Annotated in this window: 14 protein-coding genes; 1 reads left to right on the plus strand and 13 read right to left on the minus strand. The window is 40.8% G+C overall.

Features of this window, described 5'->3' with window-relative positions:
- Positions 1-371 precede the first annotated feature (371 nt).
- The 6 genes from WC715_00945 to WC715_00970 all read right to left on the minus strand — a co-directional run bounded on the left by WC715_00945 (position 372) and on the right by WC715_00970 (position 5,582).
- Positions 372-1,079 (minus strand): ribonuclease H-like domain-containing protein, encoded by a 708-nt coding sequence (locus tag WC715_00945; protein MFA6171017.1) that lies wholly within the window; start codon positions 1,077-1,079, stop codon positions 372-374.
- 57 nt (positions 1,080-1,136) lie between these two features.
- Positions 1,137-2,363, minus strand: a complete 1,227-nt coding sequence (locus WC715_00950) for a PIF1 family DEAD/DEAH box helicase (GenBank protein MFA6171018.1) — start codon at positions 2,361-2,363, stop codon at positions 1,137-1,139.
- A 95-nt stretch (positions 2,364-2,458) separates the two neighbouring features.
- Positions 2,459-3,295 carry a radical SAM protein gene (locus WC715_00955; GenBank protein MFA6171019.1) on the minus strand — a complete coding sequence of 279 codons (837 nt, stop codon included), beginning with the start codon at positions 3,293-3,295 and terminating at the stop codon, positions 2,459-2,461.
- Positions 3,296-3,324: 29 nt separating this feature from the next.
- Positions 3,325-4,446 carry a three-Cys-motif partner protein TcmP gene (locus tag WC715_00960; protein ID MFA6171020.1) on the minus strand — a complete coding sequence of 374 codons (1,122 nt, stop codon included), beginning with the start codon at positions 4,444-4,446 and terminating at the stop codon, positions 3,325-3,327.
- A 26-nt stretch (positions 4,447-4,472) separates the two neighbouring features.
- Positions 4,473-4,829: a type II toxin-antitoxin system PemK/MazF family toxin gene (locus tag WC715_00965; GenBank protein ID MFA6171021.1), complete on the minus strand. Its 357-nt coding sequence runs from the start codon at positions 4,827-4,829 to the stop codon at positions 4,473-4,475.
- 6 nt (positions 4,830-4,835) lie between these two features.
- On the minus strand, positions 4,836-5,582 hold the full coding sequence (locus tag WC715_00970; GenBank protein ID MFA6171022.1) for a S24 family peptidase: 747 nt from the start codon (positions 5,580-5,582) through the stop codon (positions 4,836-4,838).
- 207 nt (positions 5,583-5,789) lie between these two features.
- Between WC715_00970 and WC715_00975 the strand changes: the two genes are divergently transcribed.
- The gene (locus WC715_00975; protein MFA6171023.1) at positions 5,790-6,062 is read left to right on the plus strand and encodes a CRISPR-associated protein Cas2; all 273 of its coding nucleotides are present in this window, start codon (positions 5,790-5,792) and stop codon (positions 6,060-6,062) included.
- A gap of 168 nt (positions 6,063-6,230) precedes the next feature.
- Here the strand turns inward: WC715_00975 and WC715_00980 are convergent, their stop codons facing one another.
- The 7 genes from WC715_00980 to WC715_01010 form a co-directional block, all read right to left on the minus strand.
- Positions 6,231-6,581 carry a hypothetical protein gene (locus WC715_00980; GenBank protein ID MFA6171024.1) on the minus strand — a complete coding sequence of 117 codons (351 nt, stop codon included), beginning with the start codon at positions 6,579-6,581 and terminating at the stop codon, positions 6,231-6,233.
- Positions 6,582-6,585: 4 nt separating this feature from the next.
- A complete protein-coding gene (locus WC715_00985; GenBank protein ID MFA6171025.1) occupies positions 6,586-9,462 on the minus strand; it encodes an N-6 DNA methylase in 2,877 nt (958 codons plus the stop codon).
- Positions 9,463-9,546: 84 nt separating this feature from the next.
- Entirely contained in the window at positions 9,547-10,287 is a 741-nt protein-coding gene (locus tag WC715_00990; protein MFA6171026.1) for an SWIM zinc finger family protein, read from the minus strand.
- 267 nt (positions 10,288-10,554) lie between these two features.
- Positions 10,555-10,965: a hypothetical protein gene (locus WC715_00995; protein MFA6171027.1), complete on the minus strand. Its 411-nt coding sequence runs from the start codon at positions 10,963-10,965 to the stop codon at positions 10,555-10,557.
- 244 nt (positions 10,966-11,209) lie between these two features.
- A complete protein-coding gene (gene ftsZ / locus WC715_01000) occupies positions 11,210-12,394 on the minus strand; it encodes a cell division protein FtsZ (protein ID MFA6171028.1) in 1,185 nt (394 codons plus the stop codon).
- Between the two features lie 154 nt (positions 12,395-12,548).
- The gene (ftsA, locus tag WC715_01005) at positions 12,549-13,814 is read right to left on the minus strand and encodes a cell division protein FtsA (GenBank protein ID MFA6171029.1); all 1,266 of its coding nucleotides are present in this window, start codon (positions 13,812-13,814) and stop codon (positions 12,549-12,551) included.
- 64 nt (positions 13,815-13,878) lie between these two features.
- A complete protein-coding gene (locus WC715_01010) occupies positions 13,879-14,244 on the minus strand; it encodes a diacylglycerol kinase family protein (protein ID MFA6171030.1) in 366 nt (121 codons plus the stop codon).
- Position 14,245 lies beyond the last annotated feature (1 nt).

Below are 14,245 nucleotides of genomic sequence, written 5' to 3' on the forward strand. Positions count from 1 at the left end.
CTGTTCATTTTGATCCTGCGGCCATTTAAAGTACCCAATCCTTCTTCCCTCCTTACCTTCACCCCCGCAACTTGCGGCGGCTCCAGAGTCCAAATTTGACTAAATCGATAAATCTTACTCTAATTTAGTCTAAACAACATATTGAGTCTCTTTTTTTACTCCTGACACAATATATAGTGTTTACGCTCTTGTTTAATTATATCATTCCGATTGATTCAGTCAAGTCTTTTTAACCTAAAAAATTATATTTAACATTACAGAAAAAAATAAGGCCCTTGCCGGGCCGAATTTCAAACCGTACTTTTTAAAATTTTTTTCATTTTTTCCCCTGTGGATAACCCCGAATCTTCATTAAGAACTGTGGATAAACATTAAAACTTCATATACTTCTCCCAGCGCTCGTATAAAGCTTTAGTGGCGACTAAATCCCCGACATTATACCGGGCAATGTCTAGGAAACGGCCTTCGCGAAAGAGCCCGGCTACGTCATCCCCGGAAACTCCGTACGCTTTCGGGCTTTTTATCCCAAAGGCGCGGCAATAGAGATGCAGGCTTTTATTACGGGTGGCGCCGTAAAAAGACAACTGATCCATTAAATCAATATGTTTAGCATTATTATATTTCTGGCTCCCTAAATAACGGTTAAACATTAAATCCTGGCTTGGCCGCAGTCCATGGATGGCCGAACGGATCATTAGATACGGCGCATCAAAACCGCGCCCGTTAAAACTGATAAACTCATCGTATTTTTCCGCGACTTCCCAAAAAGTCTTCAGCATTCCCTTTTCATCCATTGGCCGGAATTTGATACCGTCTTCTTCCGAATCTTTTTCTTTTGTTCCCGGCGCCTGGTAATAGACCGCGCCCTTGTTTTTGTCGCCGTCCAAAACCCCGATAGCAACAATCTCGCCGGTTAAAGGTGAAAGGCCGAGGGTTTTTTTTATCTCGCGAACCGCGGCGTCATGCTCATCTTCCCCTTCTTCGCCTTTTATCCATTTAGTCATAACATTCTGCGTCGTTTCGTCCAGCTCGTCATAATTTTCCCCGATAGTTTCGATGTCAAAGATTAGTTTAGGCATAGAAATTGATTTAATAATATTTAAACACCCGCCTGATGCCATTGTATGAATAATACCTTATTCTGACAAATTTTTAAATTCCAAATCTTTTAGGAGAACTTCCGGGTCAACCCGCAAGGCCTCTTTGTTTATTCCCATAAGCCGCATGCCTGCCAAAGTCCTTACCCTTGAGAGCGCGACGTAGCCCATGCCGTATTCAAATGATCGCGACAAATCAATTTCCGCCGCGTCCAGGCTCATGCCCTGACTTTTATGGACCGTAATGGCCCAAGCGAGGCGCAAGGGGATCTGTGAGATTGCGGCTAAAACCGTCTCGTCTTCCTCAATTTCCCAGCTGGATGAAACGGCGACAATTTCCTTATCCGATCTGGTTTTGACAATCGGATAATTATCCTCGTTAAAACCGATTATAACGCCCAATGTTCCGTTCACGTAACCGGCGTCAAAATTATTTTTTACGAACATTACCATGGCCCCGGTTTTTAATTTCAGTTCTTCGGGCGCCAGACAGGCTTTCTTTAAAAAATTTATAAGCTCCCGCGGGCCGCGTTCGGTCATTTTATAGGCCAGCTCTTCTCCGGCAACGCGCGAGAGTTCATAGCTGTTTATCGCGTCTACATCGGCGTTATGGGTATAAAGCTTTGTGGGTTTCGCCAGGCCGTTTATCGGCTTATAAAGCCGCTTTTTTAACATACTCATTTCATCCGCTCCGGCCTCGTTATTCCTGATCCGGTTAAGAATTCCAGTGAACGCCGAATCATCCTGCCTAAACTGCTCGTCAAGATAGCAGACTCTTGCCTTAGCCTCTTTCCAGGCCGAGGATTCATAAGCGAACTTCGCGTCTTTATCAACCGGCGGAAGCTGAAAAAAATCGCCGCTCATGACAATCTGGATTCCGCCGAACGGTAAAAACGGATTTTTAACCGCTTTGCATATCTCGTCCGCAAGATTAAGCCGGTCGGCGTCCAGCATGGATATTTCATCAATAATCAGGACTTGCGCCTCTTCAATCCTTTGCCTGGTCTTTTTATTCCTAAGGATTTTACTTATTTTTTTCTGGCTTAACTTTTTCTCAATGCCGATTCCCGCCCAGGAATGGATGGTCCGGCCGCCGATATGGGTGGCGGCGATGCCGGTTGAAGCGGTAATCCCGGCCTTAGTTTTTTCATCTTTCAGCCAGCCGATGAATTTATTTATCAAAAAAGTCTTCCCCGTTCCGGCCGATCCGGTCAAAAAGACATTTTCTCCCGATTTTAATATTTTAAGGGCTTGGGATTGGGTCATTGGTAGTGAATTACTTCTCAATAATACTATAGCCTACAAAACAAGAATAAAAAAGAGGCGTATTTCCCCGCCTCTTTCACAATCCTGTTTAAATTCTAAACCGCGTAACTAAATAACCGATTTGACGCGCTTCTAAATATCTCCTCGGTCTTTTTATCGTCAACTTTCTTAGTTCCGTATTTTATATGGTAGTCAATGTTATTCTTCATGCAAAAATTAATCACAATACCCGCTTGCTCCTCGTAAAAATTCTTATTACTTCCGAAATCCGAAACTTTTACGTTATAATTCAGCTTGCCAAAAATTATTTTATCAACGAATTTTATTTCCTTCAATATCGTCGTTAAATCCTGCTTTACAAGATTGGGTGTTGGATAAGGCTCCATGCTCACCCAGGTTTTAAGGCCATTGTCGTGTAAATATTTCAAGGATTTTATCCGCTCGTTATACGGCGCCGCCCCCGGTTCAAATCTTTTCTTAAAATTATCGTCCAGCGAAACCAAAGTTATCGCGTATTCATTGTTTTTTCCGTAAATATCCGAATCAACTAAGTCTTTCGGGTAAATCCCTTTAGTAAGCACGGTGCATTTAATATTGTCTTGATTAAACCTTTTAATGATTTTTAGGGTTAACTCACCGATTTCATTTTGGCCGTACATAAACGGGTCGGTGGTAAAACATAAATGTACGAATTTAATCTTGTCTTTCAGCCTGGGAATTTCTTCATCCAGAAGTTCCAGCGCGTTTTCCACGATTTTCGGCTTAATCCAGTCGTCATAATCTTTTATCACCCCGCATCTTTTTTTCATATTCATGGCGTAGCAGGGAAAGCGGCAGCCATGCGAACACCCTTCTGCGTGGTTAACGCAATAATCAGCGTACTCAACGCCGCTTTTATAGAGAAGTGATTTTCGTTGAATTTTTTTAAGCATGAGGATGTCAGTTTTCATTATACCATGTTTTATAAAAACTCTATAACACAGCATTCGTTAGGAAATGTGCCTAATCGAGGCTTGCAAGTACCATTTTTAAGACACACATCGCACCTTCTTCTCAATTCCGGCTCTGTCGCTTTTTCCATTTTTGCCAGAATATTACTTTTATAATGAGTTTCCCTAAAAGGTGTTTTTGTTATTATAAAATATTCTAGATCGCTAATTTTTACTAACTTATTTTTAAAATTATTTATTAATATTTTTTTAAGTAAATAAAAATTCGGCTTATTCGAGAATAGGATTGCTTGCGAAGGATTGTAAGTGGCGTCAGAAAATTCAAAAGCTCCAGTTTCGTCAATCTTCCACATAGCTTCTTTTATCTTTTTCAAACCAAGGATATTATTAGTGCCAAAAAATAGGAAATAGTCGTCTTTATTCATTTTATTTTTCATTTTAAATGAACGTACAAATTTTACACCAGCTTCATTTTTAAGCTGATCGCGATAAATGTTATGAAGCATCTCCGATCTTTGTTTCGAATCTTTCTCGGAAATAACCGCTTTCCAAGTGTCCGTCCCAAAAGTTTCTTCTAATGAAGGCCATAATTTCTCCAATCCAATAAACCTGTTAATTTCCTCATACATAAAAGTAATCATCACCTCGCATTTTTGATTTTCCATAATCCTTTTTATCAAGTCTAATGGTATGCCGGTAAATCCAAAAGGATCTATAAAAACCAAGGCTGGAGCAATTTTTTTCTTCTGCTCTTCAAGTAAATTTAATACTTCGGATAAAGTTTTATCAAACTCACCATGCTTAACGGTTATATTTATATTTTTCGGCTTATCCAGGGATGCAACCATTTTTTCTAAATGCTCACAGCGCTTGGCGTCTTTTTCTATAAAAAATAAAATCATCTCCGATGAAATTGGAAATTTATGTTTTATTATAGCTTCAAAAGCAATCATTGGCGATCCCGGCTTTCCTCCAATATATTCGCCTGGTCCGGCAAATCCATCAATAAATAAAACCCGGCCATTCCATCTTGTTATTATCGGAAGCCATGCGTTTAAATATTTTTGCAATATTTTATGCTTGGCTTCCGTATGAGGTTCCAATTTCCAAATAGTAGGGGCTATTTTTGACATATAATTTTATTAATCCTTTTTGATTATTATAAATTTTGAACTTGATCACCCCAGAAATGCTTCTTTAAATAACTTTCAACTTGCTTGATAATTTTTTCATCAGCTTTTCCTATTTTATGGATAAATCTTGATTTATCATAACTAATTATATGATGCGCTTTAATGATCGAATCTTCGCGCAATCTATTGCTTAAGTCTTTTTTAATATTGATGTCGTCCCAATGGTAGCGGCCGGAAGAGGATAATGGCATAATTGTTACCACGCTCGCAGAGTTAATAATGTCATTCGCCATTATAATAAGCGCGGGGCGGTCATTAAAATATTCATGTCCGACGCTTTTTTCCTCAACCAATTTAATGAGCCATATTTCCCCCTTCTTCATATTTGATTACTTTAAATTTCTATAATAATCAGCTTCTGCTTCCGATATCGGCCCTAAAGCCTTAAGGGCGTCGTTACCGGCGGCATCCTGCATGACGGAAAACTCTTTGGAAAAAAACGAACTCTTAATTACGTTTTTCACTAAGCCGTTAATCATGTAATCGTCGTCGGCATGGATATATATCGGCTTAAAGGCTTCCGTTGATTCGGAAACGAGCGCGATCTGTTTTTCCTTTTTATCCAAAAAAAACTTTTTTATATTCGCGCACCCTTCAATCACCGACAACACATAATCTCCGTTGCGCGGATTTTTATTGGCCGGGTCAACTAATACATAATCGCCGTCCTCTATTGTCTGCGCGCCGTTAACCTTAGCGCGGTTCATTGAGTGGCCTTTGGCGCGCACGGCGAAAACATTTTTTATTTTGCCAACTAAGCGCCGCGACACTCTTAAATAGCCTTCTAAATTTTCCTCGGCAAAAAATTTTGCTTCTCCGCAATCAGCCGCGCCGTAAATCGGCACTACCACAATTTCATTATTGCTTTGCTTTGTTTTTAAACCAACCAATCTCACTTCTCCGGTCTTTTTGTCCGTCTCAATAAACCCCTTCTTTTCCAACTGACTTAAATGATGGCTTATCTTTTGCGGATGACTTTCTTCAACGAGTAAACCAATGTCCCTCAAGCTCATTTTTTTCAGATTGATCTTGGGAACAATTTTTAATAATTTTTCCTGTATAGGATGTATGCGCATAGAATTTATGTTTTATATACTTATCCACAGTTTATGCCAAGATTATTATTTTGTCAAGTTTTTGTCAAGATTTTATAATATACAGTCAAGCCTCTTGACAAGAGTATAAATGATGCCGTAAGCTCAAAGGTGAAGTACTTTTCTCGCTACCCGGGAGCGAGTTAATTAACCTGCCGGAGCCCGGGACAATGGCTAAAATATACGAAAATGAATACTATTTTAATTTCGTATGATTTACGCGCGCCAGGAAAAGATTATTCCTCTCTTTGGAACTATCTTGAATCCTTCAAAAACTGGGCGAAGCCGCTTGAATCAGTTTGGCTGATAAGAACGACTTATAATGCTGAGCGATTCCGAAATGACGCGCTTAATCATATTGATTGGAATGATAAAATTTTTGTAGTGGATGTTACCAGCAGACCCTCAGCTTGGAAAAATCTTACGGCTGAAGTGGTGGGGTGGATAGGAATGACATTATGAGGCCGATGATTGGTTTGGTACTAATCAAGCAACTCACCTCAAAAAAATATTAAAATTATACGATTGAAGATTTTAAGAGAGTTAAAAGACCGCCCCCGCTACATCTCCTAATTTCACCTTAAAGCCCGCCAATAAAAGGCGGGCTTTAAAATTTATCTATTTTAAAAACTATCCCAAAATTTTTTCAAGAAAAATTGCAATAATGGTTGTAATTAGAGCCGTTATTACTGAAATAATTATAGTCCGAATATCGCCTTTAATTCCTGACCAAATCTTAACATGCCATGGTGAGAACGCTAAAAGGCCTTTTTCGGTGGCGCGATAAAAATTTACTACATGCGTCGAACCTAATTTAACTCCTCCTATATCCTGTGGTACTTCTTCTATATATCCTCTCGCCACTAAATTTTCTACTGATTTTCTATCCCTTTGCGCAATTCCATTAATTAAATCGGCGGGTGACAAAAGACCACCCCTATTCACTACTGTTCTTAATATTATTTTTTCACTTTCGGTCATAATTTTATTTTCCCTCTACCACTTTTATTTCCTCCTCCCCCAATCCGTAAAGCTCAAAAACCTCCTCGTCAATTTTTTTATCGGTTCTGGCGATTTCGTCTTTGAGCTTGCGCCAATCATCGGAATTTTCAGTTAATTCGCTAAGTTTTTTGTTTAATTCCAACATTTTATCAACCCAAATTGCTATTTGTTCTTGTTGTTTTTCATTCCCAATACAAATTGGAATTTGCTGTAAAGGCTCCGTATCAATTTGAAACATATCTCCTTGAAGTTTACCTTTTTGTTTTAGCCAGAAACAAATAAGTTTTGAATTTAACAATCCGACGAGGTATTTTAAATTTACCTTATCTGTTTTTATAATATTAAAAGTTAACATCACATAACAATCATCTTCCGTATATGAAAATGTTGGAACTTTACATTTTCTAACAGAAATTATTTTCGGGCCTTTCTCAAAATATTTTAGATTTCTTGGCCAATGTAAATTATAATATTTAATAGAACCACTTAAATTTTTCCTGCGCTCCTCCATTATTGGCCTATATTTATTCAAATGTTGTAGAAGTGTTGAATTCTCTGATACTTTTTCATTTTTTGGGATATAAATCAATTCTTTATCATTATTTTTATCAAATTTATATCTTCCGATTTGACCCGTATCAAAAAGTGGTTTTATGTATTTCTTCTCTGGTTCAGAAATATTCAAGTAATTTTTAGGGATTACGAAAACTCCGTCGTTAATGTTTATGTTGAATTGTTTTACATAATTATCAGGTATTTTTTTAATATTTCTGGCATTTATTATGTCTGGATTAGGAACAATCCCCTGTGTTAAATCGTCATTAGCAAAATAATAATTTGCTTTCTGAATTATCTTGTTTAAAATTTGGTCTAATTCTACTGTTGAAAAAGTTATATTTTTTCCAATCAATTTTTGCGGTTCAATTTCAATTTTATTTTTACCAAAGAACATCTCAGCTACCAATTTTTCCTCAGAAATATCTTTGTCCGTGATTCGCAAGTATTCTACCAAATATTTTTCTTGAGGTTTATTTTTTTCAAAGACAAAAACCATTGTCTGAATTCCAGCCTGTTTAAAAACTTTATAATCGCCAAAATCTATAAAAGTCCTTAATTCGCCTTCGTTTAAAATTTTATCTCTAAAAATACTTGCTCCATAATTTGAAATCCAGCTATTTGGGGCAATAAAACTTAAAAAACCGTTTGGTTTTAGCAGATCAATGCTAACGCATCCAAACATAGTCCAGATATCCATTTTACCTTGATAGTACGGGCTATTATGGAGTCCCTTAAAAGCTTCCTTATTTGCATCTTCCTTAATATACGGCGGATTACCGATAACGCAATCAAAACCGCCTTGTTTGAATACCTCGGGAAATTGTTCCTGCCAGTTAAATGGGAGCTTGTCGCGATAATTCTTGCCGAAATATTTTATTAGCTCTTCGTCCGGGCCGGAAATGAGCGAGTTGCCGTTTTTGATGTTCCCGCCTAAATTCGGCAGTTTTGTCTGGCTGTCAAAAGTGTTTAATAAGAGGTTTAGGCGCGCCAGTTCCACGGCCTGCTGATCAAGGTCAACTCCGTAAATATTATTCTGCAAGATCTGAATTTTTAATAAGCCATTAGACTTGGAGCCGAATTCCTCGTACTTTTTTATTAGAAAATTCATCGCCGCGACTAAAAATGAGCCCGAACCGCAGGCCGGATCAAGAATTTTTATTTTTTGGAGATCGTTTATGCTTTTGCACTTATCCAAAACCGGACCAAGCGCGTTTTGTACGATATAATCCACGATGAATTTTGGCGTGTAGTAGATGCCCTGCTCCTTGCGTTTTTTCAGGTTCTTGCCCGCGGCTTCTTCCTTTTTGGATTTTTTCAGCTGATGGCCGAGATAATTTTCATAGACATTGCCTAAAACATCAGCCGGAATTACCGAAAAATCGTATTCAAAATAATTTTTCTTGCCGTGCAATATGTCAATTACTTTTTCGGTGGCGCCGCTAAACTCTTCCCACTTTTCAAAAGGATGTTCGTCAAAAAGATTGGAATTATAAATAACGTCAAGCTCCCGAAATTTTTTTACCATAGCCAAATACGGGCTAATTTCGCCGGCCTTGCCGCTCGACCGGTATTCATGGATTAACGGCATAAGCGTCGGCGGTTCAATTTTCCGATCCTCGGCCGACCGGATGAATATGAGCCGATTTAATAGTTTTTGTACTCCCTCGTCAATAAGATGTGGGTCAACTTTATCGTTCCATTGGGAAAAAGCCTCGGTAAGAATTATGCGACAGTCGTTTAAATCCTTGGACAAAGTTTCCGTAACCGATACTTTTTGCAGCTTCTTTCCAACTTTTTCCGCTTCTTTGTCTAAAATATCCTCGCTGAAAGCTTCTTTTGAAAGTCGCCAGAGTTCATCAAAGCGGGCTAAATACTCTTCATGGGTAAAAGACAAATATTTTTTTCCGGCCAGAGTCTTTTCCGGCGACAACGCGTTAAATACTATGAGGCCTTCAAAGTCGGTAAGAACCGCCCAGGTTGCTCCTTTATTCCAGGAATAACGAATGGCCTGTTTGGCAAAATCTTCGCGATTTAGGTCGGCCGACAATTTTTTCGCCTCCAGGTAAAACTTTATCCGGCCATTAAGGTAAAAGCCATAATCCACCCGGTCGCCGGAAATCTGCTCCTCGGCCGTAACTTCCATTTTATCATGAACATTCCAGCCCAAAGCCTCGAACAGCGGCTGAATAAAACCGATTTTAGTTTCCTCTTCACTGTAAGTTTTTATCTTGCCTAAGTCAACCACTTCCCGGTATTTATCCACCAGCCGTTTTATCTTGTCCTTGGCTTCTTTCCTGTCCATAAGTTTTGATTATTGAATAATCATTTCTTCCTTAAAATTAGCATTTTTTTGCCTTAAAATCAACTACATCCACTTTAAAAACCCTCACAAATCCCTCTCATCCCACATCCTCACCAATTCCCCCTCCCAGCCAAAGCAGGTTGATTGTTTGCAAAGTTGTTCAAATGTCTTCAGGCAGTTCGGATCTATTTTGACGAATTCCACAAGGATTTGAACAGCTTCCTGGATAAACCCGCCAACCGTGCCGTCTGAATCGTCAACGCCGCCGGTGCATAATTTTTTATCCAGCCTCAAAAGCAGTTTTACGAGGAGATCGGCCGTTTGCGTGCTTACTGGTAATTTGGAAACGACTTCACTTAACAGATTACAGCCTTCGGAAAGTGAATTTTGATAGGCAAACCAAGTTCGCGAAGGGCCAGTGTAAGACTTAATCAGCCGCGCGGCCGCGGAAATTTCTTTTTTTACTTCCGCCGTTTCTTCTTTTGTCAGAATTCCTAAACGCCCGCTCAATCTCACTTCACCGACCGGCTCTTTATCTTCTTCTTTTATTTTCTTGCCTTTAAGCACCGCCTGAAGCGCTAGGGCGACCATGTGCTTGCATAAAACATCTTTTTCCCCGAGATAACAATCACAATGCCCCTGATTAAAATGTCTTGCCGATACCGAAACCTGATAAGACTTCCCTCCGAGTACTAAAGCCGAGTAGCCGCTAACATCTTCACCAAAGCGAGTCACTTTTCTTTTTTCATATAAAGCCATCGCTCTTTCAAAAGTCGGCCGATCGGTTACATACTTAATTTTTTTAAAATCGTAGCTGGGCATCATTTAAGTGAATTTTAAAAATCCTCACTAATTCCTAAATTCAAATTCTGGCTGTCAATAAAGGCGTAATTGTTGTGTTTTTTTAGCAATAATTAATTTTTGTCTTTAGCCTCCCTTAAATTTACCACTATAAACTCAAGAATTCAAGTAATATCAGCCTAAAAAAAACAAGGGCAGAGTTCAATGGCGAGTGAGCCTGAACTTGCCCTTGGATGATAAAAAGAGACACAAATAGCGAGAAAGCGAGAAGTCGCAGCATGATTAATCTGGTTAGCAGACTACGATATCCGGCTCCATTTCCTTGTAAATGGCTACCCTCACCGAAACCCAGTTAAAATTGCTCAACTTAACTCGGACTTCAGGGAAATCGGTTAAAAAATTCCAGGTAGCCGCATTGACATGTCTGGCATGGAATCCCTTTTCCAGAAACCATTTAACGGCCTGGAATGCGCTCAAGTGCAAAGTGAGGTCATTGGGGTCGGCTCCTTCCGCCAGAGCTTTTCCCAATTCTTCGCGGATACGAAGAGTAGTTGCATTGTCGGCCTCTTCGCAGGCATTTCCATTGACTACCTTTCTGCCATTTATCCACTTTCCGTTATTACTGTAAATGGTTATGCCATGATTGGCTATTTCTATTGGACAAAAATCCGAGTGGACATGCACAACATGACTAGGTGCCATTGAAGCTACCTCCCTCTTCTTAAATGTTCACTGCACTGTTTACTCTTTTCAAAACAAGCCAACGGCGCATTGCCTATATAAATTAAAGGCGATGGGCTGTTGACTGGTCATTTAAATGAGCGACTATTTATCTTAGCTTTTTTTTAGATTTTTTTCAAGTCAGGGCGCAAAAAAACCGAACAAAATCGGTTTTTCTTTAAAATATCTCGGTATTCATTTATTGTTCCAAAGCTTTGGCGGTAAATTACATCATCTTCTTCCGAATAAAGGCTGGGATGGAAAGTTCATCATCTTCTTCCTGGTAATCGTTTTTCTTCCGGGCCGGTTCGGCCTGGGCCTGCTTTAAGGAGGAAACTTTGGATTTCTTCCGCTCCGGCACGACAAATTCTTTTAGCTCGTCTTTTCTTTCTTCTGACGATAGAAAGGGGCTGGGAGTATAGATCCGTTCTTTAACCTCGCCTTCCCTTTTTCCGGATTTATAGTCAAAACCGGTGGCGACGACCGTAATTTTTACTTCATCTTTCATTTTTTCGTCAATCACCGCGCCAAAAATTATTTTCGCTTCTTCGTCGGCCGAAGCGGTGATTACCTTGGCGGCTTCGGAGACTTCGGACATGGACAAGGTTGTTCCGCCGGTTATGGTAAATAGTATTCCGCGAGCGCCTTCAATTGATAGTTCTAAAAGCGGCGAATTAATCGCCATCTTGGCGGCTTCAATCGCTTTGTTTTCTCCTGAAGCCTGGCCGATTCCCATTAAGGAAGATCCGGCGTTGGACATAACGGCTTTAACATCGGCAAAGTCGACGTTTATCAGGCCCGGGATGGTAATTACGTCGGAAATGCCCTGGACGCCTTGGCGCAGGACATCGTCAACAACATTAAAGGCGTCCAATAGGGAGGTTTTTTTATCGATAACTTGCAATAGTTTGTCATTGGGAATAGTAATAATCGTATCTACCTTGTCAATCAGTTCGGCCAGTCCGCGCTCGGCGATATTTTTCCTTTGCGACCCTTCAAATTGAAACGGCTTGGTAACGACGGCGACCGTAAGGGCGCCCAAATCTTTTGCCAGTTCGGCAACGACCGGCGCGGCTCCGGTTCCGGTTCCGCCTCCTAATCCGCAAGTGATAAAAACCATATCCGAATCTTTAAGAATATCGCGGATTTCGTTTTGGGATTCTTCGGCCGCGTGCCGTCCCAGCTCCGGGTTCATCCCGGCCCCGAGCCCCCGGGTAACGGCTTTGCCGATATGCAATTTTTTTGAAGCTTTATTATAATGCAATGCCTGGACGTCGGTATTTACGGCAATAAATTCGACTCCTTTGACTCCAGCGTCAACCATCCGGTTGATGGCGCTCCCGCCGCCGCCGCCAACGCCAATAACCTTGATTTTGGCAATGGTTTCAATTGCTGGTTTGACTTCAGGCATATTTTTATTGGGTTTTATGAGTTATTTTAGGTATGATAAGTTTAAACTATTCCCAAAAATATTGCAAGACCCTTAATTAACGCATAAATTCAAAATTTGAGGCCGGGATTCTGTCCCGCGATTCCTTCGTATTTTTTCTTTATTTGCCCGTCTTTTAAGGCATTAAAGAGGACATCCACCGCTTAATTTTATCGACTGATTTTCCGACTGCCTGCCCGCTCCGCGTCCAGTCCAGTTTCCGGCCTTTTTCCTGATCTAGAGCCTGGTTGCCCCAAACCGCTAACCCCAGGGCGGTTAAATAATTTACGTCTTCCACTTTGTCGATAACGGTCGACGCGACGCGGTTAGTTCCCAAACAGGCCGGCAGGCGAAGTTTCTTTTTAGCCGATTCGACGATATGGGATAATTTCGCCCCGCCGCCGACTAAAAAGACTCCGGCCGGAAGCATCCCCGAGCGGTCGATTTTTTTAAATTCAGCGTCGATTTTTTCAAATATTTCGTCCACCCGCGCTTCGATAATTTCTGAAATGTATTTTTGGGAAACGGTTGTTTCTCCGTCGTTTTCCCCTTCCTCGACCAAAGCGCTGATATCGATTTCGTCTTTTTTGGAATATTGGTCCGGCTTGGCCGATCCGAATTCGATTTTAATTTTTTCGGCAAGATTAATAGGGCATCGCAGTCCGATGGCAATGTCGGCGGTTATATGCTCGGAGCCAAGGGGAATGACGGCCGTATGCAAAAGTTCGCCTTCTTCAAAGACTGCCAGGCTGGTGGTAGATGACCCGATATTTACTAAAGCCGCGCCCAGCTCTTTTTGCTTCGGGTTGATTACCGCTTCGGCCGAAGCCAAAGGCGATAAAACCAAATCTTCTATTTCCAGGCCGGTTCGGTAAATAGCTTTAGTTAAATTCTTGATTTGGGAAGTTAATCCCTGGATAATCAGGGTTTCCACTTCTAAACGGACCCCGGTCATTCCGATCGGATCCTTTATTTCTTCCTGGTTATCGACCGTAAACTTGACCGGAATAACGTGCAAAATTTCATAATTCGGGGGAACGGAAAGAGCCCGCGCCGCCTCGAGCGCCCGCTCGACGTCATCCGGCGTAATTTCACCGTCAGACTTGCCGACCGCGACAACGCCCCGGCTTTTTTCGCATTTAATATTAGGGAAATTTATTCCCACCCAAACGCTTTTAACCGGCGAGCCGACGAGCCTTTCGGCTTTTTCTAAACAAGCCGAAATTGAAGACGTCGCATCCTCAATCGAATTTACAATCCCGCGGCTAATCCCTTCAGTCGGGACTTCTACGGCGCCGATAATCTGGAAGTTTTTCTCTTCCCGGCTGATACTCTTTTGTCCGATTACCAAACGTATACTGGCCGAGCCAATATCTAATCCGGCGATAATATTTTCTCTCATAGTTCGTGTGGGCGAATCCCGCTATAATTTATCTTGTTTTATCTTAATTATTATACCAAAAATGTTATAGTCCGCCAAATATATAAGGCAAGAATATTACGAGCCCGGCAACCAAGCACATGGCCGCGGAGAGCATTACCGCCCCAGCCATAATATCTTTAATTTCCTTGACGTAGCTATCGATTCTCGGCTTTAGGACATCCGCCGTCCTTTCAATCGCCGAGTTAATGATTTCCATTAAGAACACCAGGGTAAAAGCGAATGCCATGAAAAACCATTCGGTCCGGCTGATCCGGTAAAAAATTCCCGCGGCCGCCGTAACCAAAGCGGCCATAAGCTGGATCCGGATATTTTGCTCCTCGCGAAAAACTTTAAGAAGTCCTCTGTAAGCGTAAAAAAAACTTTTTATCAGCCTTCTTGCTCTTATCATA

The organism is Patescibacteria group bacterium, from assembly GCA_041661505.1.
In the GTDB taxonomy this organism is placed as follows: Bacteria; Patescibacteriota; Patescibacteriia; order Patescibacteriales; family JBAZCA01; genus JBAZCA01.